Annotated in this window: 28 protein-coding genes and 1 pseudogene; all 29 read right to left on the minus strand. The window is 28.9% G+C overall.

Going from position 1 to position 25101, the window contains the following annotated elements; all coding sequences use genetic code 11:
* Nucleotides 1–6: 6 nt before the first annotated feature.
* The gene (locus M4I33_RS05505; RefSeq protein WP_257915873.1) at nt 7–1494 is read right to left on the minus strand and encodes an aldehyde dehydrogenase family protein; all 1488 of its coding nucleotides are present in this window, start codon (nt 1492–1494) and stop codon (nt 7–9) included.
* A gap of 24 nt (nt 1495–1518) precedes the next feature.
* On the minus strand, nt 1519–1818 hold the full coding sequence (locus M4I33_RS05510; protein ID WP_194190944.1) for a BMC domain-containing protein: 300 nt from the start codon (nt 1816–1818) through the stop codon (nt 1519–1521).
* 16 nt (nt 1819–1834) lie between these two features.
* Complete coding sequence (locus M4I33_RS05515) at nt 1835–2131, minus strand: BMC domain-containing protein (protein ID WP_194189461.1); 297 nt, start codon at nt 2129–2131, stop codon at nt 1835–1837.
* A gap of 22 nt (nt 2132–2153) precedes the next feature.
* A complete protein-coding gene (locus tag M4I33_RS05520) occupies nt 2154–2420 on the minus strand; it encodes a hypothetical protein (protein ID WP_257915874.1) in 267 nt (88 codons plus the stop codon).
* A gap of 4 nt (nt 2421–2424) precedes the next feature.
* A complete protein-coding gene (locus M4I33_RS05525; protein WP_374707694.1) occupies nt 2425–3477 on the minus strand; it encodes a hypothetical protein in 1053 nt (350 codons plus the stop codon).
* A 472-nt stretch (nt 3478–3949) separates the two neighbouring features.
* Nucleotides 3950–4774 (minus strand): MerR family transcriptional regulator, encoded by an 825-nt coding sequence (locus tag M4I33_RS05530; RefSeq protein WP_257915876.1) that lies wholly within the window; start codon nt 4772–4774, stop codon nt 3950–3952.
* A 172-nt stretch (nt 4775–4946) separates the two neighbouring features.
* Nucleotides 4947–6092, minus strand: a complete 1146-nt coding sequence (locus M4I33_RS05535) for a 1-propanol dehydrogenase PduQ (protein ID WP_257915877.1) — start codon at nt 6090–6092, stop codon at nt 4947–4949.
* 158 nt (nt 6093–6250) lie between these two features.
* Complete coding sequence (locus tag M4I33_RS05540) at nt 6251–7084, minus strand: hypothetical protein (RefSeq protein ID WP_257915878.1); 834 nt, start codon at nt 7082–7084, stop codon at nt 6251–6253.
* Nucleotides 7085–7269: 185 nt separating this feature from the next.
* Nucleotides 7270–7710, minus strand: a complete 441-nt coding sequence (locus M4I33_RS05545) for a hypothetical protein (RefSeq protein WP_257915879.1) — start codon at nt 7708–7710, stop codon at nt 7270–7272.
* Between the two features lie 183 nt (nt 7711–7893).
* On the minus strand, nt 7894–8277 hold the full coding sequence (locus M4I33_RS05550; RefSeq protein ID WP_257915880.1) for a hypothetical protein: 384 nt from the start codon (nt 8275–8277) through the stop codon (nt 7894–7896).
* A gap of 146 nt (nt 8278–8423) precedes the next feature.
* On the minus strand, nt 8424–9188 hold the full coding sequence (locus M4I33_RS05555) for a DUF2807 domain-containing protein (protein WP_257915881.1): 765 nt from the start codon (nt 9186–9188) through the stop codon (nt 8424–8426).
* Nucleotides 9189–9287: 99 nt separating this feature from the next.
* Nucleotides 9288–9719 (minus strand): hypothetical protein, encoded by a 432-nt coding sequence (locus M4I33_RS05560; RefSeq protein ID WP_257915882.1) that lies wholly within the window; start codon nt 9717–9719, stop codon nt 9288–9290.
* Nucleotides 9703–10389 (minus strand): ABC transporter ATP-binding protein, encoded by a 687-nt coding sequence (locus M4I33_RS05565; protein WP_257915883.1) that lies wholly within the window; start codon nt 10387–10389, stop codon nt 9703–9705. The genes M4I33_RS05560 and M4I33_RS05565 overlap by 17 nt, the downstream gene beginning before the upstream one ends.
* Nucleotides 10389–11339 carry an ABC transporter permease gene (locus tag M4I33_RS05570; RefSeq protein ID WP_257915884.1) on the minus strand — a complete coding sequence of 317 codons (951 nt, stop codon included), beginning with the start codon at nt 11337–11339 and terminating at the stop codon, nt 10389–10391. The genes M4I33_RS05565 and M4I33_RS05570 overlap by 1 nt, the downstream gene beginning before the upstream one ends.
* Nucleotides 11340–11342: 3 nt before the next feature.
* On the minus strand, nt 11343–11660 hold the full coding sequence (locus M4I33_RS05575) for a hypothetical protein (RefSeq protein ID WP_257915885.1): 318 nt from the start codon (nt 11658–11660) through the stop codon (nt 11343–11345).
* Nucleotides 11661–12689 carry an ABC transporter permease gene (locus M4I33_RS05580; protein WP_257915886.1) on the minus strand — a complete coding sequence of 343 codons (1029 nt, stop codon included), beginning with the start codon at nt 12687–12689 and terminating at the stop codon, nt 11661–11663.
* A gap of 138 nt (nt 12690–12827) precedes the next feature.
* On the minus strand, nt 12828–13862 hold the full coding sequence (locus M4I33_RS05585) for a M42 family metallopeptidase (protein WP_257915887.1): 1035 nt from the start codon (nt 13860–13862) through the stop codon (nt 12828–12830).
* 45 nt (nt 13863–13907) lie between these two features.
* The gene (locus M4I33_RS05590) at nt 13908–14909 is read right to left on the minus strand and encodes a LacI family DNA-binding transcriptional regulator (RefSeq protein WP_257915888.1); all 1002 of its coding nucleotides are present in this window, start codon (nt 14907–14909) and stop codon (nt 13908–13910) included.
* Between the two features lie 138 nt (nt 14910–15047).
* Complete coding sequence (gene rbsB / locus M4I33_RS05595) at nt 15048–15956, minus strand: ribose ABC transporter substrate-binding protein RbsB (protein WP_257915889.1); 909 nt, start codon at nt 15954–15956, stop codon at nt 15048–15050.
* 19 nt (nt 15957–15975) lie between these two features.
* Nucleotides 15976–16911: an ABC transporter permease gene (locus M4I33_RS05600; protein WP_194189449.1), complete on the minus strand. Its 936-nt coding sequence runs from the start codon at nt 16909–16911 to the stop codon at nt 15976–15978.
* Between the two features lie 36 nt (nt 16912–16947).
* Nucleotides 16948–18428 (minus strand): annotated as a pseudogene (locus tag M4I33_RS05605) (sugar ABC transporter ATP-binding protein).
* 15 nt (nt 18429–18443) lie between these two features.
* On the minus strand, nt 18444–18839 hold the full coding sequence (gene rbsD, locus M4I33_RS05610; RefSeq protein WP_257915890.1) for a D-ribose pyranase: 396 nt from the start codon (nt 18837–18839) through the stop codon (nt 18444–18446).
* A 2-nt stretch (nt 18840–18841) separates the two neighbouring features.
* Nucleotides 18842–19771 (minus strand): ribokinase, encoded by a 930-nt coding sequence (gene rbsK, locus M4I33_RS05615; protein ID WP_194189446.1) that lies wholly within the window; start codon nt 19769–19771, stop codon nt 18842–18844.
* Nucleotides 19772–19925: 154 nt separating this feature from the next.
* Nucleotides 19926–20357 carry a hypothetical protein gene (locus tag M4I33_RS05620; protein ID WP_194189445.1) on the minus strand — a complete coding sequence of 144 codons (432 nt, stop codon included), beginning with the start codon at nt 20355–20357 and terminating at the stop codon, nt 19926–19928.
* Nucleotides 20358–20535: 178 nt separating this feature from the next.
* Nucleotides 20536–21396: a sugar ABC transporter permease gene (locus tag M4I33_RS05625; protein ID WP_257915891.1), complete on the minus strand. Its 861-nt coding sequence runs from the start codon at nt 21394–21396 to the stop codon at nt 20536–20538.
* Nucleotides 21397–22329, minus strand: coding sequence for a carbohydrate ABC transporter permease (locus M4I33_RS05630; protein WP_257915892.1), 933 nt, complete (start codon nt 22327–22329; stop codon nt 21397–21399).
* 72 nt (nt 22330–22401) lie between these two features.
* Complete coding sequence (locus tag M4I33_RS05635; protein ID WP_257915893.1) at nt 22402–23616, minus strand: maltose ABC transporter substrate-binding protein; 1215 nt, start codon at nt 23614–23616, stop codon at nt 22402–22404.
* Between the two features lie 17 nt (nt 23617–23633).
* Nucleotides 23634–24716 carry an ABC transporter ATP-binding protein gene (locus tag M4I33_RS05640; RefSeq protein ID WP_257915894.1) on the minus strand — a complete coding sequence of 361 codons (1083 nt, stop codon included), beginning with the start codon at nt 24714–24716 and terminating at the stop codon, nt 23634–23636.
* Between the two features lie 125 nt (nt 24717–24841).
* The coding region (locus M4I33_RS05645) for a universal stress protein (protein WP_257915895.1) at nt 24842–25101 on the minus strand (260 nt) is incomplete at its 5' end.

Genomic DNA, 25101 nt, shown 5'->3' on the forward strand with positions numbered 1-25101 from the left:
TACTCTTTAATTAGTTTCTTTTAATATTCTAGTTAAAACATTTTTAAGAAGCTTCATATTATCTAAAGAATTATCTAAACCTTCATCTATAACATTATTAACCTCTCTATTCATGCCTATAGAATTTAAAAACTCATCTTTATCTCGAACTTCGTATCCAACTTTTCTTATATATAATAAGTTCATTGGAGATACGTTGTCTGATGTCATTCCTTTTAATGCAGAACCACTTCCTAAAGTCATAGATGGGAATAGGTTTGTAGTTCCTCCCATACTTCCAAATACTCCAGAAGTATTTACTAAGATTCTTCCAACTGGCTTTTTAAGTGCAAATTGTTTTATAACCTCTTCATCATTTGAGTGAATAATAAGCGTATGTCCTTGTCTCTCGCTTAAAAGTAACTCTATGCATTTTTCGCAAGCGTGCATCCAGTCGTCTTCCACGTAGAAGGAAAGTACTGGGCAAAGCTTTTCTTTAGAATATAAATTATCTAAAGAAACGAATTTTTGATTAGATATTAAAACCTTTACATCTTGAGGAATATTAAAACCTGCTCTCTTACTTAAATCCTTTGCTGACTTTCCGATAAATTCTTTTTCAAAGTTACCATACTTATCAAAAAGGATTTTTATTAAAGACTCAGATTCTTCTTCACTCATAAAATAAGCTCCGTTTTTTATAAGTTCTTCTTTTACTTCATTTGCAATTGGACTATCTACAACTATAGATTGCTCTGCACCTGAAACTATTCCGTAATCAAAACTTTTGCTATCAATAATATCTTTAACTGCTTTTTTAATGTTTGCAGTTCTTTCTATAAAAGCAGGTCCGTTACCTGTTCCGCCATAAATCACAGGTTTTCCACATTTGTCTGAAATTTTAAGTAATTCTTTAACACTTGTGTTCATAACTAGTGAAGTATCACGGTGATTCATTAACTCTTTAAAACCGCTTTCTGAAACTATGCTTAAATACGATATAGCTCCCTCTGGAAGTCCATACCCGTTTGCAGCTCTAATTAAAATATCTAAAGTTCTCTTCATTACATTTTTAGCTTTTGGGTGAAGTGCAAAAACTATTGCATTTCCTGACTTTACAGCTATTACTGCATTATAAATAATTGTTGAAACTGGGCTTGTCATAGGACAAAATGCTGTTATTACTCCTATAGGAACTCCGATATCAACTGTTTTGTTTTTATCATCTTTTCCTATAATCCCAACGCATTTCATTCCATCTAACTTTTTCTTTAAGTAAGAAACAACAAACTTATCTTTTATTAATTTATCTTCTACCTTTCCGGAATCTGTCTCTTCAAAAGCTAATCTAGAAAGTTCACCGTGATAATCTTTTATAACTTCTAACATACGGTTTACTATTTCATCTAACTTTTCTTGAGGGAAAGTTGATAAACTTTTTTGAGCTTCCCTTGCATTTTCAACAAGTATTCTAGCTTCTTGCATGGAGAGTAAATCATTATCTATAATATTCATTCTCTTCTCCCCTTTTATTAATTTCTATAGTGATTCTATAGCGTATTTATCTATAATTTTTTGAAGATCATTATGAGGTCTTGCTATAACTACTGAACTATAAAGATTTCCATCTTCCATTTCTTCTACAGCTCTCACACCTGCATCTACAGCAGCTTTGCAAGCTCCAACATCTCCTGTTACTATTACTGAAATATAACCAGATGCCACGTTTTCGTATCCTACTAATTCAACATCAGCTGCTTTACACATAGCATCAGCTGCTTCTAGAGCAAAAACTAGTCCAAACGTTTCAATTAATCCTATTGCTTCACGTCTAATCATATTAACCATTTCCTTTCTATTCATCTATATCATGAACTGATACTATTTTTCCAACTTCTTTAATAGGTCTTGGCATAACATTTTTAGCTGTTAATTTTCCTATAGCATTTGCAGCTTCCGCTCCAACTTCTACAGCAGCTTTTACAGCAGCAACATCACCTTTAACCATTATAGTAACAAGAGTTGAACCAATATTTTCGTATGAAACTAATTCAACATTTGCAGCTTTAAGCATTTTATCTGCAGCCTCAAGTGCTGGAACTAGACCTATTGTTTCTACAAGCCCTAAAGCTTCATCTCCATAATATTTCATATGTTAATACCTCCAATTTAAATTAATCTCTTATATACCCATTAATAGTAGCTTTACTTTCTTCGTTTGCGTGATAGAAGATTAAAAGCTCCTCATTTTGGTCTAAATCAACTCTAGTCTCTTCGATTAACCCGTTTGCTTCTGCTGTTAATAAAGCATCTATTATTGATTCTTTATTAAAAGTTTTAAAGCTTTGATAATCATCTTTTAAAGCTTCCATAACATCCATAACTGAAGCTTCGTGAACTTTAGTAAAATGTTTTAATATAGCATAATTTAAAGGTTTCATAAATTTATGCCTCCTTCTTTTTGAAAAAGTCTAAAGGATTTGTAGCTATAGTTAAGATACCAATCATCATAATAATTGCTCCAACCCAAGCTACTATAGGTAATGACCAACCGTCTATTCCTGAAATCACACCTAATATTAAGTAACAGAAGAATGGTCCAAAGAATGAATATGTACCGTTACAAGCTGTTCCAAGCCCAGCTCCGCACATACTGTTTCCTTTATACCAAGCCATAAATGTTAGGAATGTAAGTAATCCACTTAATACAAACCAAATCATTGCAGGGCCACTAGTAAATGCATCAATAACTAGGTTTTTAGAGATGTTTATATCTCCAGCTAAAAGTCCCATTATAGGTACTACTATAAATAGGTTAGCTATACCTGATGTTAATTGACGAATACAAATACCGATTTGAGGGTCTACCATAGTTGATGCATATCCTGCAACGCAACCTTCAAATCCCCAGCCAAGTGCTGCTATAATTGCAATAAAAATACCTAAAAATACTGTTCCTGAAACTCCTCCTTGGAATCCTGTACGTCCTATTAAGAAACTTGCACAAACGCAAATTGCAATTCCTATTGCCATACGTTTTGTGATCTCTTGCTTGTAAAGTATTTTTCCAAGAATCGCTGCTATTGCAGGACAAAGTGCTGAGATAGGAACTATTATAGGACCTGCCATTTGAAGTGCTATAACATAAGCTGTTCCAGCTATAGGTCCTCCAAGTAATGCTGCTCCTACTATAATTCTTCCTGGTTTAGAATTTAAACATCTTATAAAATCTTTGAATTTACCTTGCACTAGGGAATTTCCAATCGCCCAAAATGCACTACATGTATCATTGATTGCGTTTCCAAGTGCTGCTAGTAAGTAAACTACTATAAATGCTGAAAGCCCAGCTGTGTTTGCACCATACCAATCAGCCCAAACCCCTTTACTCATTCCCATAGTTAAAAATGCTGTGTAAAGTCCGTAAGCTATACCTGAAAAAAGCGCAATTCCAACTCCTTTTTTAAAGAAATTGCTTTTCATTTTCTCTTTTAGTTCCATAGCTTTACTAATTCTTCCGTTATTAGTTTTGCTTTTAGAATCAACTCCTACTGATATCTCCGCCATAAATAAGAACTCCTCCCGTTTAATCTTTTATTAATAAACTGATTGTGTGTTTAAATTTTAACAATCACCCTATTTTTAAACGTTTACTTTTGTGATGTAAATGTACCTTAAAAATTTTCTTGCATTGGAATGTGTATACTTCTTATTTTTATCTTTTCTCTCTACAATTTGATTATAATCCCTCCCCCTAAGTTAAAGGTCAATATTAAATTTCGTCATTTTGTAAACGTTATTTTAGAGGTATTTTTTAAATTTAATTTAAATAATTAATAGAAATTGAATGTTTTTTAAACTTTTTGAATGAATTATATCCTTCTTCTTTAAAGAAATTTATAGAATATAAAAAAAGGTCATATAAAAACTTTACCCCTAGGTGCAAGGTTTTTATATGACCATATTAGTAATATTAATTTTTAATTTTAATCATAACTTCTGTGACAAAATTTCTACTATCTTTGCTTGTCCAGTAATCAACTACGTATCTTTCGTAGCATTCTTCTTCACACTCATAATTGTGTAATTCAATCCAATCCATAACTTTTTTATAAGTGTCATCTATATTATCGTGAGTACCTATATGGTAGCAAGATGCAAAAAGCCCTCCACCAAATTCAGTAGTTTTTTCTTTTTCAGTTTTTAATAGCCCTTGTTGTATTATTCTCATAGTTTTAGAGTTTCCTAAAAGCTTTTCTTTAAAAGATGGGAATTTTATTATAACTGGTCCTGTAATTGCATTTTCTATATTTTCAATATAATTAGTAAAATCAATATTAATTATTGAATCCATATAATCATAATTAAATTCTTGATCTAGATATAACATATCAGTTTTATTTATAAATTTTGCTGAAACCTCATTTAAATTGTTATCAATAACCATCTTAGCTTCTTTAACTAAAGAATGCCAATCTCTTATAGACTGTTTTTTTAAATTTAAAAGTCTTTCAGCTTCTTCAAGTTCTTTAATCTTACCTCTAAAATTTTCCTCTATTTCAGTACATTCTGACTCATAAATTAAGCCTTTAATCTCTTCTAGCTTAAACCCACTTTGCTTATAATACTTAATAACAGGAATAGATAGCATATTGTCTTTACTGTAATACCTGTATCCGTTTTCATCACAAATCTCGTCAGGCGACAAAACCCCAAGCTTATCGTAATATCTTAAGGTTTTTTTGCTTATCTTACAAATCTTTTCCACTTTACCGATATAGTACATTTCATCTTTCATATGTTTTCCCCCTAACCTTTTGTAAACCTATAGTAAATTTTGTTAACTATACTTAATATATCACAAACAGATTATATTTAAATACTAATAAAAATTCTAAAATTTGATTTTTACTTTAAAATATGTAAAAAAAATTGAGGTAAAGCAATCATTATGCCTTACCTCAAATATATTAAATACCAATTATCTTATCTAACAATGAATCTAAGTCTTTTCTAGAAACTTCTCTAGGATTTGAACTAGTGCAGACGTCTTTAAGTGCTGCGTTTATTATGTCTTCTCTAAAATCATTCACTAATTTTATATCCACTCCAAGTTCTATTAAATTCTTAGGGATAGTAAGGTTAGCTTTTAGATTTATTATATTCCTTATTAAATTATTAACTCCAATAATTGTGCTAGATGCATTTATATCTAAAAGCTTTGCAAGCCTTTGATATTTAATTGCAACTAAATCATACTCTTGCATATAAGAGTTATTATCTATATTTGCATTAAATTCCATAACATATGGAAGTATTATAGCATTAGCTTTTCCGTGAGGAATATGAAGCTTTCCTCCTAAAGCGTGGGCTAAACTGTGAGTTATCCCAAGTCCTGAAGAATTAAATGCCATCCCTGCAAGGCAAGATGCGTTATGAAGTTTTTCCCTAGAAATCATATTATTAGGTTCATTATATGCTGTTACAAGGTTATTTACGGCTAAGCATAATGCTTTTTCTGCTAAAGCATCTGAGAAATCATTAGAATTTTTTGAAACATAAGCTTCAATAGCATGAGTTATTACATCCATCCCAGTATCCGCTGTTATTGATTTTGGAACTGTTTTAGTTAATTCCGCATCTAAAATAGCAACATCAGGAAGAAGTGATTTATCAGTTAATGCGTATTTTAAGTTTTCTTCTTTGTTTGTTATTACCGCATATTCTGTAACTTCAGAGCCAGTCCCACTTGTTGTAGGAATAGCGTAAAACTCAATCTCTTTTGAATCTTCTTTAAATAGATTATTGTAATATTCACGTATAGCTTTAGCACCATCTATAGAAGAACCTCCACCTAAAGCTATAATTATATCTGCGTTTAGTTCTTTAAGTTTTTGAACTCCAAGTGCTACGATTTGAACACTAGGGTCTGGTACTATATCACTGAAAATAAAAGTATTACAAAGAGTTAATTTATCTGCGATTTTTAAAGCAGTTTTACTCTCTTCCATAAATTTATCGCAAATAATTAGAACATTTTTATTTTTAATATCGCTTAATTTATTTAAAGCACCTTCTCCAAAATATATTTTAGTTTTTAAACTAAATTCATTCATTTTTATCTCTCCTTAAATATTAATCGAAAGATAAAAATAAGTTTTAAGTATACGTTTCCAATATCGTTATTTACATTGTATCATTTTTTTTTAAGATGTAAAACATAATAATACAAAAATCGCCTAAACTTTTATTTTTTAAGCGATTTTAATAGAATTTATTTAACCTTTTCGTATTTATTTTTAATTATATCTAGCTCATATACTTCGTAATTCTTATCCACAAAATAATGCATCTTGCTAGTACTTTTTCCATTTGAATCTTCTAAAACTTCTATTTTAAAGCCTTCTTTGTTATTTTCTTTAGCTTCTTCTGGTATATAAATTACACGATTTCCTGAATTCACTAATTCCTTAACCTTTTTAAGAGTTGATATTTTTTCTATAGCCTTGTTTGCTGTAAGTTCTTTTTCTTTATTTTTTCTTTCTTCTTCTTTTTTCTTTTTAGCTTCTAAATCTTTTTTATCTTTAAGTTTATCATCATTTATTTTAAATTTTAGATATTTTATCTTTTCTTTTTGCCTGTCTGTTATATTACTGTTTTCTAATGACTTTATTTCTTCTAAGGCTTTCTTATAATCTTTTGATTCTATAATGTCCTCTATTTTATAGAATTTTTCGTTAAAAACATCTTCTAATTTTAATTTTTCTTTTAATTCATTTTTTAGAGAATCGATATCACTTTTTAAGTTGTCGTTTTTAACATCTGAAGTTTTATCGATTAAAAGATTAGAATTTATAAAATCGCCTTTATCAAATTCTTCTTTAGAACTTAAATATAATGTAATATTATCTTTTAATTCCTTATTTTGCTCCTTATTAGGTAGTTCATTTATTTTTGAAACAGCATTATCATAATCCTTTTTATCTAAGAGTGTTTCTACCTCTTTCTTTTTATTATCTATACTTTTATTTTCATAAATTATATAAGCTATCGAACCTAATATAATAACTATTAATATAGAAATTATTATTTTTATAAGTTTTTTCATATTTTTATCCCCTTGCTTTTTGTATCTTAAGCCTTATTATATCATTTATGAATTTTAAGATAAAAATTTAAAAGGAGATGCAAAAAGCACCTCCTCTTAAAACATTATGAAAATTATAGTAGAAACCCACTCTTAGAATTTAACCCCTAAGAAATGAGTTTCTACACTAATTCTTATACTAAAAATTAAAGATCTTCAAGTTCATCTTTCATATCTCTAATTAATTCTTTTTCATCAGCTCTAGTTAATCCCATATCTTTTGAAAATTCTTTTATGCCTTTATCAAATATTTCATTGAATTCATCAATCATATCTGCGCTAGCTTTTCCTTTTTCTTTTTCAAGTTCAATAACTAGTTTTTCTAAATCTTTTATAAATTTTAATTTCTTTTTAGCTTCTAATTTAGCTTCTTTTTTAAGCCCTTTTATATTATCTAAATCAATTTTTAAGTTTAATTTATCTAATTTAGAATTACCTTTTTCAGTTTGTTTTAATTCATCTGCTTCATCATTTAAATCAGCAATATCAGATATTTTATCTAATTTTATATCTTCTTTAACTTCTTCAAAGTAATCTTTAGTTTCTTTTAATTCTTCTTTTTGAGTCTTTTTAATTTCATTACTCATCTTAAAATCACCTCTTAAACTTTTTTCTATAATTTAATTATAGCAACCTTTATCTAAGATTTATCATTTGTGAATTAAGATTTATTCCTTCTAACTAGAATATTAATTTTTAACTTAATTACTTAATTTTATTAATCCTTTCTTAATAGAAAAAGCATTATCAAGTTTTGATAATGCTTTACTTTACTGACAATCAACTATCCATTTGCTGTTTGGTAAAAATTTTATTTTATATTCTTTTCCGGCTTCTGGGTAAACTGTCCATTGTTCTAAATTAGTATCTTCACCTTTAAAAGTTACTTCTTTTTCTTTACTGAATTTTTTTAGTCTATCGCAAGTTCCTTTTGCCTCTTTGTAGTTACCACTAATAAAGTAAGGTATATCACGCACCTTTGGAACTATTCTGATTGGAATGTAGTATATAAGAGATATAAAAGCTAATGCCAAAAATATATAATAAACCTTTGATAACTCTTTTTTCCTTATTTTTTTATGAATTGCTACCATTCCAACAACTACGAAAATAGTTAAAACAATCTCTATTAGTAGAATGAATAAAAACTTCATAATGCCCCCCATTTTCTTTTGTATTATAAAAACATTCTACTATACTTACGAAAAAAATTTATAATTTCGTAAAAAATTTAAGTAAGTTTTAACTTTTAAATGAACTTATTCTATATTTGTTATAAATAAAATAAAATATATTATATTTACTCTTTACCTATCTTCCCAATACCATTTACGGATTTTTGCACAGACTTTGGATCGCCCTTATACTTAATGCTACCAACCCCATTTATAGTTCCATCAAAGCTTTCATTAGCGTTTACTATACAGTTACCCGCTCCGTTTAATTTTACATTTGCATTTTTAACGTAAAATTTTTCCGCATCAATATTTCCTGCACCATCACATTCAATATTAAAATCTTTTGCTTTTCCTATTAAATCTAAATCACCAGCTCCTGCAAAATTCAAATCTACTTTATCTGCATTCTTAATATCTATCTTTCCATTTATTGCACACCTAAATTTAGAATAAAAGTTCTTTTCACTTTGCATTTTTATATCTAAACTAAATGCTCCCCCAAATATCTGAATATAAGATATAGGCACGTTTATATTAATATTTAAATTCCCTTTGCTGTCTATATATTTTTCTTTAGGAGATATTATTATCTCTTTTTTATCTTTATTTATATCTAAATTTACTTTATCACTACCATCTCCAGTTAAATAGCAAATTTCATTATTTCCTTTTTCTTCTTTGATTGTTATTTTCCCGATTTTTTCATCATTACTATTTCTTAAATTTTGTATACTTACTTTAAACCCTTCTATATCAGGCATCTTAATATCCTTAAAACTAATATTTTCTTCGTTGAAATTACTTTCGATTCTAGTCTCGCACCCTACAAAAAATAAAGCTAAGAAAAAAATTATTCCAAAGCTCATTAATTTCTTATATTTTCTCATATATCCACCCCTTAATTGTATTTTTTTACCTTTTATTTAATATTATACTACACCATAAAATATTCACTTTAAAGGTAAAACACATTCACGGATAAATGTTTATTCAAATTTCATATTATTTTCTTTAGATGAAGATACTGCATAGCCAAAATTAATCATAGCACTCTCATTATCCTTTAAATTTAATTTAACTTTCCATTCTCCACTTTTAGCTTTTAAATTTTCCTTTAATACTTCTTTTTCATTTAAAACTCCCGCCTTAACAATTTCACCTTTAGGATTTATTATTTCAAATGAAATATCATCTTTAATATTTTTACTATCTTCATACCCTAATGCAATATTTACATAATCATGGATAAAAGGTTTCGTATTAAATGTAATTATATTATTATTTTCATTTCTAACTTCACACGCGATCATTTTCTCTGTAAAAACATCAAAGTGTTTGCAGTAAAATATAAATGCTACCCCTAAAGATAAGATAACAGTAAACATAATCAAAGTTACTCTTTTAGTCCTTTTTTTCATTTATCTTCTCCCCTTTAATAATTCCGTCTTCAATTTTTATTATCCTATCACACCTGTTTGCAACATTATCATCATGAGTTACAATTATGACAGTTTTCCCCTCTTCGTTTAGTCCTTTGAGTAAATCCATTACTTGATTTGAAGTTTTTTTATCAAGCGCACCAGTTGGTTCGTCTGCTAAAATAATTTCTGGATCATTTATTAAAGCTCGTCCTATTGCAACCCTTTGATTTTGTCCACCTGATAATTCACTTGGTAACTTTTCTTTTTTATCTGATATCTTTAACTTTTCTAAAATATTATTTATTTTTTCTTTTTTATTTTTTGCCTTTGAATAAATTAAAGGAAGTTCTATATTTTCGTATACCGTATAAGATGAAACTAACCCAAAGTATTGCAAAACAAATCCTATCTTAGTATTTCTAATTTTAGAGAGTTTCCTTTCACTAGATTTATTTATATCTTCTCCTAGTAAAAAGTATTCTCCAACTGAAGGTTTATCTATACACCCTATAATGTTTAAAAGAGTTGATTTACCCGAACCTGACGCTCCTATAATAGCAACTAACTCTCCCTTATTTATCTTTAATGAAACTCCTTTTAAAGCCTCTACCTTTGAATCATTAACACCATATGATTTATAAATATTTTTTATATTTATAAGTTCCATCATTCTTTCCTCCTCATCAAAGTATCTATAGAAATTTTATTTAAATTATAAATTAATATAAGAGATACTAATGCTATTAGAAAAATCATACAAAGCGAAGCTAATAAAAAGTCAAAAATATTAAACTTTAGTTCCGGTATTGTATTTAAGATTACTCCACTTACAATCAAACTTAATGATAATAAAACATACAATTCACCAATAACCCTAAATTTTATATCCTTTAAAGTTGCACCAACCATAATATTTATTCCATATTCTCTTTTGTCTTTAGATATTGAGTTTATCATAACTATAATAACCGAAATAAGTGAAAATAATATAACTATTATAGATGTCACTATCACAGGACTTAAACTGTCTTTTATTTCGTTTTTATATTCCTTAATTGAATCATTTAGATCTACCAGTTTAAACTTATACTTATACTCTAATAATTCATTACTAATTTCATTTATATACTCTCTATTTTGTGTTACCAGATATCCTGCACTTATATGATTTACTAAACTACTTTTTACAATTCCCTCTATTCTTTCATCTTTTCTTTCTTTTTTAAGAACCCCATCGTTAAATGGATAAATTATAGTATTATCAAGTAATTTTCCCTCAGCCATTATTCCATTTTCATATACATAATTACCACTATCTAATATTCCGACAACTTTCATCTTTATCTCTTGAATATTAGAATCTGCAATTAAATCTATACTATATATTGTATCCAAAACTTTATATTTTTCTCTATAAGAACTTCCTAAAATAATAGGAAACTCATTACTTTTCCTTTGAAAATCCCCTACCCCTCCAGATATAAATTTGTAATTCATATCTTTAAGAAACTCTTCATTTACACATAATCCTTGAACCCTAAGATAGTCGTGATCTTTATATTTTATAGGTTCATATGTTACAATAGTATTATTAATTGTTTCATCCTTTTTTATCATTACTTAATTAGATTCTGCTGATAAAAACCGTATTTCTTTGTCTTCATTTAATTTATTCTTTATCTTTATAAGTTCGCTTATATCCTTATCTATAGTATCTTTATTAAATGCATTTAACTCATTTTGAGATATTCTATTATCGATTTTATAATATACACCATTACTAAAGCTATCCTTAACATTATCTGTTGATTTATTTATATCATTAATAGTTTGAAATGCTATAAATATACAAATAATAGCTACAACAAACTGAACAACTGTAAGTATTGAAAACCCTATCTTTTTGCTAATCCCTTCCCATATAAACTTAAGATTCATCTATATATTCTCCTTAATAATTGAATTTATATTTAATCTACATAACTTAAATAAAGGAGTTATAAAAGCTATTGTACTTACAAGAATATTTAAAATAATCAAAGTACCTATAATCCATATATCTTTAATCGGTTCTCTAAAAACAAAAGTCCAAGTAATTAAAGAAATAACTATAGTAATTAGAATAACCAAAATATATTCTATATAGAATCTTACTATTAAATCTAACTTTGTCCCTCCAACTAAACTTTTTATTCCTATAATAGCTTTTTCTTTATCTATCCAATAGGTACTTATGTTTATAACTGTTGATATTAAACATATACTAGACAAAACGCCAAGTATAATATGGATTTTATTTTCTCCTAATGCTTCTTCTAATGGATCATTTAAACCATAGGGATCAGAAATTAAAACTTCCACATTACTTTTATTAGCCTCATTTTTTATATCTTCTATTAATTTAGAAATATCACCATCTTTAAAATCTAAGGTAATTGCCCTAGATATTAAATCAACCTCTTTTGAGTCTAGATTTATGTAAATTGTGTTTTTTATTTTATCATCTTTATCAAAAACCCCTAAAACTTTATATTTTTCTCCTTGAACGTTTATCTTTCCGTCCGTAATATTATTCTTTATATCATTGCTTACTATTGCAACTTTTTCTTTATTTAAAATTTCATTTACGCTAAACATTCTACCTTCTTTTAAAGGATAATTTTTATCTATATCATAATTATAATAAACGCCTTTTATCTCTGGAGTTTCTTTTGAGTCTGAGTAACTTAAGATACTCTCTAATATAATTTTTTTATCATTAAATAATTTTAAAATGTTATTCTTATCTAAAGAATCGAATCCTTGAAAATAAATAGTTTTTGCATTCTCACTTAATAGTGAATTCTTAGCTTTTAAATTTTTTTCTAAAGATAAAATATTTGATAAGATCCAAATAAAGAAAATGTTTATTATAAAAAATGTTATAAAAAGCACAGAATATTTTTTAATAAATCTTCTAAATTTCATCTTCCCTTCCCCTTGCTCTTTTTCTTAATTTTATCATATTTTAACATTTTATATAATATTTGTATTTATATTACCCTAAAATAAAAATAGCTGCAACTTAAAGATACATCTTTAAATTACAGCTATTTTTTATAATAATTATTTAGTTAAGTACACGTATAAAAGTTTTACAACACCTTCAAGTGCATTATAATGTGTTCTTTCTACTCCGTGACTTGCGTGAACTCCAGGACCTATAAGTGCCCCTCTTATATTATTTCCGCCTCTAAGTGCAGCACCTACGTCTGAACCGTATCTTGGATAAATATCAACTACGTGAGGTATGTTATTTATTTTTGCTAGATTAAGTAATTCTGTAGTCATGTTGTAATCATAAGGTCCACCAGAATCTTTAGCGCAAATTGATACATCATACTCTGTACAATTTAAATCGTCTCCTATACAGCCCATATCAACTGCAATCATCTCAGTTATATCGTTTGGAATATAAGATGATCCGTGTCCTACTTCTTCGTATGTTGATATAAATATCTTTGTTTTGTAGCTTGGAACTATCCCTTCCCTATCAAAAGCTTCTAATAGGTTTAAAAGACAAGCTACGCTTCCTTTATCATCAATAAATCTTGATTTTAAAAATCCACTTTTAGTTATAGTAGTCTTTGGATCGAAGAATATATAATCTCCAGAATTTATTCCTAAAGCTAAAACATCTTCTTTATTTTTAACTACTTCGTCTATCCTAATTTCCATATTTTCTGGGTCACGTTTTTTTGAAGATGCATCTTCATAAACATGAATTGCAGCACTAGTACTTAAAAAAGTTCCTGTATATTCATTTCCTTCTCTAGTTCTTATAGTGCAGTACTCTCCATCTAAAGTTGGAACTATAGGTCCTCCAACTAAAGTGAATTTTAAAGTTCCATTTGAAGTTACAGACCTAACCATAGCCCCTAAAGTATCTACGTGTGCTGAAAGTCCTATAACTTTTTCTTCTGATTTTCCGTCGATTGTAATTATTCCACAACCTTTGTTTGTCATTTCAAACTTATACCCAAGCTTATTAACTTTTTCTTTAATTAAATCCATTATCTCAAAACAAAACCCACTAGGACTATTAAATTCTAAAAGCTCCTTTGCTACACCTAATAAATGTTCTTTATTTACTTTAATCATTTATACCCTCCTTATAAATCTCACTTTTTAATAAATTATACCATATTATTTTACTGTCCATCTTTCTATTAAATAAGGTTCAAGTTTTACTATATTTTCTAAAACCGTTTCTTTATTTATAAGTTTTAATAATAATCTAATAGCTTCTTTTCCTATATGGTAAATAGGCTGTGCAACAGTTGAAAGCTCTGGCTCTATAAATTCACAAATATCTATATTATCAAAGCCTAATATACTTATATCTTCTGGGATTTTAAAGCCTTTTCTAATTAAATATTTCATTCCACCTATAGCTAAAACGTCACTACTATAAAATATAGAATCTATCTTTTCTTCTTTTTCTATAAGTTTTTTCGTTCCAATAAAACCACCTTCTAAGGTTATTTCTTCTTGGACGTTTAGATTTTCATTATAGATTCCTAATTCTTTTGCTTTATTTATATAAGCTTTATGTCTTATTATAGAAACTTTATCTAAAAGTTTTCCACTAACAAAAGCAATATTTCTCTTACCCTTACTATATAAATAATCTATTCCTTCCTCGATACCTTTTTCACTATCACAAAATACACAATTTAAATTTTCAAAATCATCTATAATTCTATCTACAATAACAAAAGGTATCCCTTGGGTTTCTAAAAGATTCAGTCCCTCACACTCATTACCTATAGGAATTATGATTACTCCATCTACAGATTTACTCATAAGTAGTCTTATGTGATTTAGTTCTCTTTTTTTGTTATTTAAAGTGTTGCATAAAATTATACTGTAGCCGTTTTCTTCAGCTACCTTTTCTATTCCCTTTGCCATCTTACTAAAGAAAGGGTTTTGTATATCTGGAACTATTACACCTATAGTAAAAGTTTTTTTAGAACTTAAACTTTTTGCAAGAAAGTTTGGTACATAGTTTAATTCCTTTGCCGTTTTTAATATTTTTTCCCTAGTTTCTTTTGAAGTATTTATATCTTTATTATTTATAACCATAGAAACTGTTGTTTTTGAAACATTTACAGCTTTCGCTATATCTGCTAAAGTTGTCTTTTTCATCTTCCACCTCTACATATTTATCTATACTTAAATTATATCATACAAACTATTTCTATAGCCCCCTATAAATATAAAGAGGATGTTAACTATAAATAGTTTTGCATCCTCTTTTTCTAATCTTAATTTAATTTTACAAAACTAATTTTTGTCATAAACTTTTAAATCAGCTGCTATGTTTTCTTTTACTTCTTTACCGTTATAAATATCGTTTGCAAGACCTACTCCTAATGCTCCTATTTCTTCAGGTTGCTGAGCTATTGTCGCTGTCATATCTCCTGAATCTATTGCATTTTTAGCATCATCATTTCCGTCAAAACCGATAACCATAGCATCTACCCCTGCTGCTTTTAAAGCTTTAGTTGCACCAAGTGCCATTTCGTCGTTGTGTGCAAATACCACTTGAATATTTTTATCTCTTTGGATTATATTTTCCATAACTTGAAGACCTTTTTGTCTATCAAAGTCAGCAGCTTGAACTGAGATAAATTTTGCTTTATTTTCTTTATCTAAAATATTGTGGAAACCTTGACCTCTATCCCTTGTAGCTGAAGCCCCTGGAATTCCTTGAAGTTCTACTATGTTTATAGAATCCTTATCTTTTAGTTTATCTAAAACATATTTCCCTGCCATCTCACCACCTACAATATTATCAGATGCGATATGGCTTGTTACTTTACCACCGTTTGCTTGTCTGTCTAGAGTGATTACAGGTACGTTTGCTTTGTTTGCAACTTCTACTGTTTTTACTACTGCATCACTATCTGTTGGGTTTATTAAGATTGCTGTTACTCCTAATTGTATTAAGTCTTCAACGTTTGATCTTTCTTTTGCTGGGTCATTAGTTGAATCTAAAACAATTAAATCGTATCCAAGCTTTTTAGCCTCTTTTTCTGCCCCATCTTTCATTGATATGAAAAATGGATTGTTTAAAGTTGATACTACCATTCCTATTTTCTTTGGGTTATCACTTCTAGCACAGCCGGCTAAGGAGCTTATAAAGAAGATACTAATTATTAAACTTACAAGTAGTCTCTTTTTCTTTTTCATTTTTATACCTCCTTAAAGCCTATTTATTTCTGCTTTTTTTATCTAATAATACTGCTATTAATATTACTAAACCTTTTACTATTGATTGATAGAAAGGTGATACGTTCATAAGGTTTAATCCATTATTTAATACTCCAATTATTAAAGCACCTATAATAGTTCCTGTAATCTTACCTTCTCCACCAGCTAGTGAAGTTCCTCCGATTACTACAGCTGCGATTGCATCTAATTCAAATCCTGTACCGGCGTTTGGAGATGCAGAACCTATTCTGCTTGTTATAATTACACCTGCAATTGCTGACACAAAGCCTGAAATTACATATGTCATCATTTTTATTTTATCTGTATTTATTCCTGATAATTTAGCTGATTCTTCATTTCCACCTAAAGCGTAAAGATATCTACCAAATTTAGTTTGTGATAATATAAATATTCCAATTATAGCTATAATTATTGTTATGATAACAGGTACTGGTATAAATCCTAATTTTGCATTACCTATTTTTAAGAATGCTTCTGGTAATTTTGATATTGGAGTACCATCAGTATAAACTAAAGTTGCTCCCCTAAATATTGTCATAGTTGCAAGAGTTGCTATAAATGCTTGTAATCTTCCTTTTGCTATAAGAATACCATTTACTAAACCTATTGCTATACCGCAAACTGATGCTCCAAGTATAGCTAAAGTGATACTTCCAGTTGATTTAACTATTGAAGCTGAAAGTGCACCACTAATTGCAAGTGTTGAACCTACTGATAAATCTATTCCTCCAGTTAATATTACAAATGTCATACCAACAGCTATGATTGCATTAACTGAAACTTGAGTAAATACGTTAGTAATATTTGCTACACTTAAGAATTTTGGAGTTACAAAAGTTATTATTACACATAGTAAAACTAAACCTATTAGTGACTTATACTTATCTAAATAAACTTTATAATTTTCTTTCATTTTAATATCTCCTCTCAAAACCTTTATAATTTAGGTTTATTGTAATGCTAATTTCATTATTTTTTCTTGAGTTGCCTCTTCTCTATTTAATTCCCCTGTGATTTTTCCTTCACTCATTACCATAATTCTGTCTGAAATACCTAAAACTTCTGGCATATCTGAAGAAATCATTATTATTGCTTTTCCTTTGTTTTTTAGTTCATTTAATAATTCATATATTTCTTTTTTAGCTCCTACATCTATACCTCTAGTTGGCTCATCAATTATTAAAACTTCAGGGTTTGTTAAAAGCCATTTTGCTAAGATAACCTTTTGCTGATTACCACCACTTAAGTTTTTAATATATTGATTTGGACTTGGAGTTTTAATTCTTATCTTTTTTATATAATCGTTTACATCAGATGCCTCATTTTTTCTGTCTATAACGAACATACGATTTTCATAGCTATCTAAATTAGCTAAAGTCATATTATCTCCTACAGACATTCCAAGTACTAATCCTTCTTTTTTTCTATCTTCTGAAAGATAGCATATGCCGTGCTTAATAGCTTCTCTTATGCTATTTCCTTTTAACTCTTCCCCGTTTATAATTACTTTACCTTCTGTCTTTTTGTATGCACCAAAAACAGTTTTTAAAAGCTCAGTTCTTCCAGAACCCATAAGTCCAGCTACTCCTAGTATTTCACCTTCTCGAACTTTAAAAGATGCATTATAAACTCCAGCTTTTGAAGATAAATTATCTACTTACCTTTTTCTACTTCTTTGTAAGGGAATTGATCTTCTATCTTTCTTCCTACCATCATGCTTATTAAATCATCATTATCTATATCTTTAATGTTTGCACACCCTGCATACTTACCATCTCTTAAAACTTCAACCTTATCACATATTGCAAAAATCTCTTCCATTCTGTGAGAAATATAAATTATTGCAATACCCTTACTTTTAAGGTTATCTATAACTTTAAAAAGATTTTTAGTTTCAACTTCTGTAAGTGCTGTTGTAGGTTCATCCATTATAATTATTCCAGCATTTTTAGTTAAAGCTTTTGCTATTTCAACCATCTGCTTTTCACCTACATTTAAGTTACCTGCAAGCATATTTGGATCAAAGTCACAACCTATCTGATCTAAAAACATCTTACTTCTTTCGTTTAGAAGCTTTTTATTTATCTTACCAAACTTACTTACTTTTTCATTTCCTAAAAAAATATTTTCTGAAACTGTTAAGTTATTTATTATACTTAATTCTTGATGTATTATCGTTACTCCTAGTTCTTCAGCTGACTTTATGCCGTGAATATTAGCTTCCTCACCTTGAATAAAAATTTTACCTTCATCTTTTGTGTATACACCACTTAAAATTTTCATTAAGGTAGACTTTCCAGCCCCGTTTTCACCCATTAAAGCTGTTACTTCTCCGCCATAAGCAGTGATATTAACTTTATCTAAGGCTTTAACTCCAGGGAAAGATTTACTAACACCTTCCATTTTAAGCATAGGTTTTTTAGTTATCATATTAGACTCCTCCTCTTAAAATACAACTCCTGACTTTAGTATTATATTTGCATATGGAGTTTGCTCTCCTGTTCTAATTACAGCTTTGCACACTCTTAAGTCCTCTTTTAATTCTTCATGAGTTACAAATGTTACTTTTACATTACCTATGCAGTTTAATATTTCTTCGTATAACTCCTTGCTTACTTCCTCTGTCTCTTTTGCAATAATTACTTCTTCAATTTGTAATTCTAATAAAACTGCTTTTAATGTATCTAAGAAACTTGGTAAATTTTTAATTAATGCTAAATCTATTCTTTTAACATCCTTTGGTATAGGTAATCCACAGTCCCCTATCCCTAGAGAATCTGTGTGTCCCATTTCTGAAATTACTGTACTAATTTGACTATTTAATAACTGTGTCTTTCTCATAATTACTCATCTCCATAAACTTCTACTATTTCTTCTAAAGTAGGTATTGAAGGCATAGCACCTTCTCTTTGAACTGCTATAGAAGAAACTTTATTTCCAAACCTTACAGCTTTAATTAAGTTATCAAAGCTTAAATCTTTAGTATCTAGCTTTGAACTTAATCCTCCGATAAAACTATCTCCAGCTGCTGTTGTATCTTTAGCATTTACTTTAAACGCTTGTACTATTTCACATCTTTCTTTATTTATAACTGCAGCTCCCTTTTCTCCTAAAGTTACAATCACATATTTAGGACCTTTTTCTAGTAACTTTTCTGATGCAGCTTTAGCTGAATCTATATCAAAAACTTTAACTCCTGTTATAACCTCAGCTTCTGTTTCGTTTGGAATTATTATATCTGTATATTTTAATAATTCATCACTCATTTCTTTTGCAGGTGCTGGATTTAAAATTGTTAATTTGTTATTTTCTTTTGCTATTTTAAAAGCTTCTAAAATACACTCTTCTGATGTTTCAAATTGTGCAATTAAAATATCGCTTTCTGTTATCTTTTTCTTAGCTTTAATTATTTCATCATTTGTTATAGTCATATTGGACCCTGAGATAACTACGATAGAGTTGTTACTATCTTTATCAACTGTTATCATAGCCATCCCAGTTGGATTAATATTATCTATATAAATTGAACTTGTATCTATATTATCTTTTTCTAATAACTCTTTTAATATTTGTCCGTTTTCATCTTTTCCGATTTTTCCAATCATCGAAACTTCATTTCCAACTCTCTTTGCAGCAACTGCTTGGTTTGCTCCTTTGCCTCCAGCAATTTTCACAAAAGAATTTGATAAAATTGTTTCTCCAACTCTTGGCATATCTTTTACTTTTATAACTAAATCCATATTAATGCTTCCTAAAACGCAAACCTTATTCATACAAAACATCCTTTCTTAATGATTAACCGTTTTAGTGAAACGGTTAACTAAGTTGTTAATTAGATTATATAACTTTTGTAAACGTTTATCAAGAGTTTTTAAAAATTTATTTATAAAATTAAAAAACTGTTGCACTTAAATTAGTGCAACAGTTTTAGTTTTTCACTGTATTTGATTTATTTTGAATAATTTTATTTATATATTCAACGTATTTTCTAGATCCTCTTAAAACAGTTTTATCATTACTTAATTTTACTTCCATAAATTTAGTAATAAGTTTATCTGTAAAAGGAACTCCTAAAATATATTTTCCGCCCTCTTTATTCTTTATAGGAAGTGCCCCAGACTCTAATAACTTTTCTAATTTGTGTTTGTTTATAGGATCTAATTCAACAGTAACATCCATATATGACTTAGCTGATATAGCTGCATATATTAAAGCATACCCTGCCATAAACCATATACTAAGTTCCATATGGAAAATCCACTCTAAAAGGACATACGCTATAGTTAACATGAAGAAAACACACCCAAATACATTTATAAATGACATAAACCATTCTTTATAATCAAATTTTTCTTTCATTAGCCAATCCTCCCTTGATGATTTAATTCTATATAAAAATTATACCATACACTATACTTATTTAAAATATACCCAATTTACTATTAAAAAAATACATTAAATTTACATATTTACTCGACAAATTAAAACAAAAAGTTGCACTCTAAACACTATAGAATACAACTTTATATAAAAAACACTATTCCTTTACTGAACCTGCGACTAATCCTGTTTGTACAAACTTTTGAACACACATAAATAAAATAACTATAGGTGCTGAAGCCATAATAGCTGCTGCTGAATATTGACTCCAGTTAGCTGAGAAGTTATTAGTTATAAATTGCTTTAACCCAGTTGCTATAGTTTGATTTCCAGCATCTTTTAAAAGAGATGACGTAAAGATAAATTCACTATATGCTGCTATGAATGCAAATAAGAAGATTACTATCATCATATTTCTAGTTAAAGGTATTATAATCTTTCTAAATACTTGAAAGTTTGTTGCACCATCCATCTTAGCTGCCTCTACTAAATCATTTGGAATTCCATCAATATACCCTTTAAGTAGCCATATGTTATAAGCGCTTCCCCCTCCTATTATAAGAATTAAAACAAAAGGCTTATCCATAAGCCCCATATTATAAACTACTCCAAGTATAGCTGGAAGTGCCATAACTGTCGGAAACATCTGAAGGATTAAAAGGCTCATAAGCCCTTTTTTTCTTCCTCTAAACTTAAGCTTAGAAAATGCATATGCAGCTGGAACTGATAAAGTTAGCTGCAAAAGTGCAACTGATAAGCATATCTTAAGTGAGTTTTTAACCCAAATTAAAAAGTCTGTTTCTTCTATAACAGCTTTATAATTTTCTAAGCTCCAAGTTTCTGGGAAAAAAGTTGATTGTATAAAAGTTTCTCCACTAGACATAGATGAAGATAGTACTGCAACTATTGGAACTAGCGTTATTATTATCATAAACCAAACAAATAACCTACTAAAAAATAAAATTCTCCTTTCTCCTGATTTTAACTTTTTCTTGTATTTTAATTTTGAATCGCTCATCTACTCTACCTCCTCAAATTGTTTTGAGGCTTTCATTTGGAAATAAGAAATAGTTGCAATTATAATAAATATTATTATGCTTAGAGCTGATGCTATATCATATCTTCCAAACTGTGTTGATAATTTATAGTTAGTTGAAGCTAGAATATCTGTATATCCTGCAAATTGGGAACCTACCCTAGCTGGACCCCCTTGAGTAATAAGATATGCAGTATTGAAATTATTAAAATTAAAAGCAAAACTTGATATTACTAACGGAAAAGCTGTAACTGCAATAGAAGGTACAGTAATTTTTATAAATTGCTTCCACCTCGAAGCTCCATCTATTTTAGCTGCTTCAAAGTAGGTCTCAGGAATAGACGCTATAGCTCCCATACAAACATTCATCATATATGGAAAACCAAGCCAGACATTAACTAAAATAATTGAAAGCCTTGCCATATTAGGATCTGTAAGCCATCCTATAGGCTCTTTAATTAAATTAAGGTTTAATAACAAAGTATTTATAGCACCATAACTACCGTTTAATAATCCTTGCCAAGAAAGAATTGCAACTGTAACTGGAAGTGCCCAAGGTATAATTAATATTCCTTTATAAATAACGGATTCTTTCATATTTTTATTACTTAAAATAACAGCTAAAAGGAGTCCAAGTAAAAAACACCCTGCTGTAGATAATATTGCAAAAATTAAAGTCCAAATAAATACTGGTAAAAATACATCTTTAAATGGACCCATAAATATATCTTTAAAATTAGAAAGACCTACAAAGTTCGTATTTTCCCCGCTATACATAGTGTAATCTGTAAAAGCTATATAGAGAGTGTATAGTATAGGAAGTATTGTAAAAATACCTATAGAAACTAAAGCTGGCATCAAATAAGGAATAGAAAATCTCCCCTTATGTTTATTAGAAAATTTAAGTCTAAACATAAATCCACCCCCAATTTATTAAATTATAGGCCCATAATATATTTTTATAGCATTATGAGCCTAAAATTCATATTACTTTTGTTGTGCTATTCCTTCTTTGATTTGTTTTACTATTTGCTCTGCACATTCTTTTGGAGTAATTTTGTTTGCAACTAGAAGTTTTAAATTATCTGCAGCTGGAGTCCACATAGCTTGAACTTCTGGTATATTAGGCATAGGAACAGCTTTCTCTGCTTGTTTTATAAACCCTTGAAGATTCTCATCTTTTTTAATATTTTCAGATTCTAGCCCAGCCTTTGTTACTGGTATTCTATTACCTTTTTCATAAACTATTTTTCCAGATTCCTCTGAAAGGTAAGCTAATAAGTCAAAAGCTAAATCTTTGTTGCTAGATTTTTCGTTAACAAATCCAGATTGAACTCCCATAAAAGAAGGCGTTACATTTCCCCCTAATGTAGGCATAGGAGCAATACCTAAATCGATTCCATTTTCTTTGCAAGTTCCAACATCCCAAGGACCTGAAATATAATATCCTGTCTTTTTAGAAACGAATTCTCCTTTTGCTAAATCTCCATTTATATCTTTTGGTATTAATTTATCCTTTACTACTAAATCTTGAATGAATGTATAGCCTTTAATAGCGCCTTCATTTCCCATTCCTATATCTTTTGGGTCTAAAGTTCCATTATTATTTTTATAAACGTATCCTCCATTTGCAGCTATCATTCCAAATGCTTTATAAAAATCTGTTACATCGTATTTAAAACCAACTTTTTTTGCATCCTCAACTAATTCTTCCATAGATTTTGGAACCTCTTTTACTAATTCCTTATTATAAAATAATGCTGTAGTTTCCTGCGCTAAAGGATATGCATATTTTTTACCGTCTATAGTTATTGCATCTATTATGTTTTTAGACGCATATTTTGATTCGTCTAATTTCCCTTCTGGAATTTCTGAAACGATTCCAGCCTTTTTAAAAGTTCCTAAATTATCATGAGGATAACCTAACATTATATCTGGTCCATCAGGGCTTTGCGCTGCTTGAATTAATGCTTGGAATTCACCTTTATCCTCTAATACTTTTACATTAACATTATTCTTGTCTTCAAACTCCTTTGCTACCTTTTGGAACTCATCAATTTCAGGCTTAGTTAAATGAGACCAAACAGTTAAAGTCTTCTTCTCCCCACTTTTTCCATCATCTTTTGAACTACCACATCCTACAAATAAACCTGTAATTAATGTACCTGCTATTATAGCTGCTATTAATTTTCTACTTTTCATTATTATTAACCCTCCATTTATATAGAATTTTCAGTTTCAACATCAAAAAAGTGTAATTTATCAAATTTCAATTTTAATTTTATTTCACTCCCTATCATATATTTTTCACTTCCCATTGCTCTAACTACTAAAACTTCTGATGTCTCTAATCTAAAATATATATATGTTTCAGAGCCCATAAGTTCAAAGTGTTCTACAGTTCCCTTAAAGTGAAAATCTAAAGTATCTGAAACTATCAAATGTTCTGGTCTAATTCCAAGTGTTACATTCTCAACTGAATATAGTTTCTTAGCATTTTTAGTATCTAATTCTATATCATTACCTGAAATAGTAAATTTAAATTTATCACCTTCCTTTTTTATAACTGTATTAATAAAATTCATTTGTGGACTTCCTATAAATCCTGCAACGAATTTATTAGATGGCATATCATATAAATCTTTTGGCTTAGCTACTTGCTGAATAACCCCATCTTTCATAACAACTATTCTACTTCCCATAGTCATAGCTTCAACTTGATCGTGAGTTACATATATAAAAGTTGTTTGTAATTTTTGATGTAATAATGATATTTCTCTTCTCATCTGAACCCTAAGTTTAGTATCTAAGTTAGATAAAGGTTCATCCATAAGGAATATCTTAGGGTTTCTAACTATAGCTCTCCCAAGTGCTACCCTCTGCCTTTGTCCTCCTGATAATTCTTTTGGCTTTCTTTTAAGATACTCTGTAATCTCTAATGCTTTTGCTGCTTCATTAACCTTTTTATCAATCTCATCTTTTGGCATTTTACGAAGTTTTAAAGCAAATGCCATATTATCATAGACGCTCATATGAGGATAGAGTGCATAACTTTGAAACACCATAGCTATATCACGGTCTTTAGGCTCTGTATCATTTACAAGATTTCCATCAATATACAGCTCACCTTTTGAAATATCTTCAAGCCCTGCAATCATCCTTAGTGTAGTTGATTTACCGCAACCTGATGGCCCTACAAAAACGATAAACTCATTGTTTTCTATTTTTAAATTGAAATCCTTTACAGAAACGACGTCACCTGGGTAAACCTTGTAAATATTTTTTAGCTCAAGTTCTGCCACCTGTTAAATCCCCCCTATTTCCTTTTTATGATATATTCTTATTCTTCCTCTATTAATTTAATTCCAAAAAAATAAAAAACGTAGCAAAGCTACGTTTTAATCAAATTTTATATTATTTTTTATGTTTAAAATTCTTCTGGAATCATTATAACTATACATTTAACTCTCTTAACAACATAAGCTGTAACTGACCCTACTAAAAAAGAAAACTTTTTGTTAGTGTTTTTACCCATAACGATTATGTCAGTTCCGTCTTCTTGAGTATAGTTTACTATTTCATCTCCTGGAGAGCCGAAAGTAAATTCAGTTTTTACGTTAAACCCAGGTAATTTCTTCTTAGCTTCTTCTAAAACCCTTTTACCTAACATTTCTCCGTCTCTTACTT

The sequence above is a fragment of the Clostridium sp. LY3-2 genome (assembly GCF_024705715.1).
In the GTDB taxonomy this organism is placed as follows: Bacteria; Bacillota; Clostridia; order Clostridiales; family Clostridiaceae; genus Clostridium.

Bases quoted from the DNA above. Each gene is read 5' to 3' on its own strand.
- M4I33_RS05505 (WP_257915873.1), bottom strand. From the start codon at position 1,494: ATGAATATTATAGATAATGATTTACTCTCCATGCAAGAAGCTAGAATA.
- M4I33_RS05510 (WP_194190944.1), bottom strand. From the start codon at position 1,818: ATGATTAGACGTGAAGCAATAGGATTAATTGAAACGTTTGGACTAGTT.
- M4I33_RS05515 (WP_194189461.1), bottom strand. From the start codon at position 2,131: ATGAAATATTATGGAGATGAAGCTTTAGGGCTTGTAGAAACAATAGGT.
- M4I33_RS05520 (WP_257915874.1), bottom strand. From the start codon at position 2,420: ATGAAACCTTTAAATTATGCTATATTAAAACATTTTACTAAAGTTCAC.
- M4I33_RS05525 (WP_374707694.1), bottom strand. From the start codon at position 3,477: ATGGAACTAAAAGAGAAAATGAAAAGCAATTTCTTTAAAAAAGGAGTT.
- M4I33_RS05530 (WP_257915876.1), bottom strand. From the start codon at position 4,774: ATGAAAGATGAAATGTACTATATCGGTAAAGTGGAAAAGATTTGTAAG.
- M4I33_RS05535 (WP_257915877.1), bottom strand. From the start codon at position 6,092: ATGAATGAATTTAGTTTAAAAACTAAAATATATTTTGGAGAAGGTGCT.
- M4I33_RS05540 (WP_257915878.1), bottom strand. From the start codon at position 7,084: ATGAAAAAACTTATAAAAATAATAATTTCTATATTAATAGTTATTATA.
- M4I33_RS05545 (WP_257915879.1), bottom strand. From the start codon at position 7,710: ATGAGTAATGAAATTAAAAAGACTCAAAAAGAAGAATTAAAAGAAACT.
- M4I33_RS05550 (WP_257915880.1), bottom strand. From the start codon at position 8,277: ATGAAGTTTTTATTCATTCTACTAATAGAGATTGTTTTAACTATTTTC.
- M4I33_RS05555 (WP_257915881.1), bottom strand. From the start codon at position 9,188: ATGAGAAAATATAAGAAATTAATGAGCTTTGGAATAATTTTTTTCTTA.
- M4I33_RS05560 (WP_257915882.1), bottom strand. From the start codon at position 9,719: ATGAAAAAAAGGACTAAAAGAGTAACTTTGATTATGTTTACTGTTATC.
- M4I33_RS05565 (WP_257915883.1), bottom strand. From the start codon at position 10,389: ATGGAACTTATAAATATAAAAAATATTTATAAATCATATGGTGTTAAT.
- M4I33_RS05570 (WP_257915884.1), bottom strand. From the start codon at position 11,339: ATGATAAAAAAGGATGAAACAATTAATAATACTATTGTAACATATGAA.
- M4I33_RS05575 (WP_257915885.1), bottom strand. From the start codon at position 11,660: ATGAATCTTAAGTTTATATGGGAAGGGATTAGCAAAAAGATAGGGTTT.
- M4I33_RS05580 (WP_257915886.1), bottom strand. From the start codon at position 12,689: ATGAAATTTAGAAGATTTATTAAAAAATATTCTGTGCTTTTTATAACA.
- M4I33_RS05585 (WP_257915887.1), bottom strand. From the start codon at position 13,862: ATGATTAAAGTAAATAAAGAACATTTATTAGGTGTAGCAAAGGAGCTT.
- M4I33_RS05590 (WP_257915888.1), bottom strand. From the start codon at position 14,909: ATGAAAAAGACAACTTTAGCAGATATAGCGAAAGCTGTAAATGTTTCA.
- rbsB (WP_257915889.1), bottom strand. From the start codon at position 15,956: ATGAAAAAGAAAAAGAGACTACTTGTAAGTTTAATAATTAGTATCTTC.
- M4I33_RS05600 (WP_194189449.1), bottom strand. From the start codon at position 16,911: ATGAAAGAAAATTATAAAGTTTATTTAGATAAGTATAAGTCACTAATA.
- rbsD (WP_257915890.1), bottom strand. From the start codon at position 18,839: ATGAGAAAGACACAGTTATTAAATAGTCAAATTAGTACAGTAATTTCA.
- rbsK (WP_194189446.1), bottom strand. From the start codon at position 19,771: ATGAATAAGGTTTGCGTTTTAGGAAGCATTAATATGGATTTAGTTATA.
- M4I33_RS05620 (WP_194189445.1), bottom strand. From the start codon at position 20,357: ATGAAAGAAAAATTTGATTATAAAGAATGGTTTATGTCATTTATAAAT.
- M4I33_RS05625 (WP_257915891.1), bottom strand. From the start codon at position 21,396: ATGAGCGATTCAAAATTAAAATACAAGAAAAAGTTAAAATCAGGAGAA.
- M4I33_RS05630 (WP_257915892.1), bottom strand. From the start codon at position 22,329: ATGTTTAGACTTAAATTTTCTAATAAACATAAGGGGAGATTTTCTATT.
- M4I33_RS05635 (WP_257915893.1), bottom strand. From the start codon at position 23,616: ATGAAAAGTAGAAAATTAATAGCAGCTATAATAGCAGGTACATTAATT.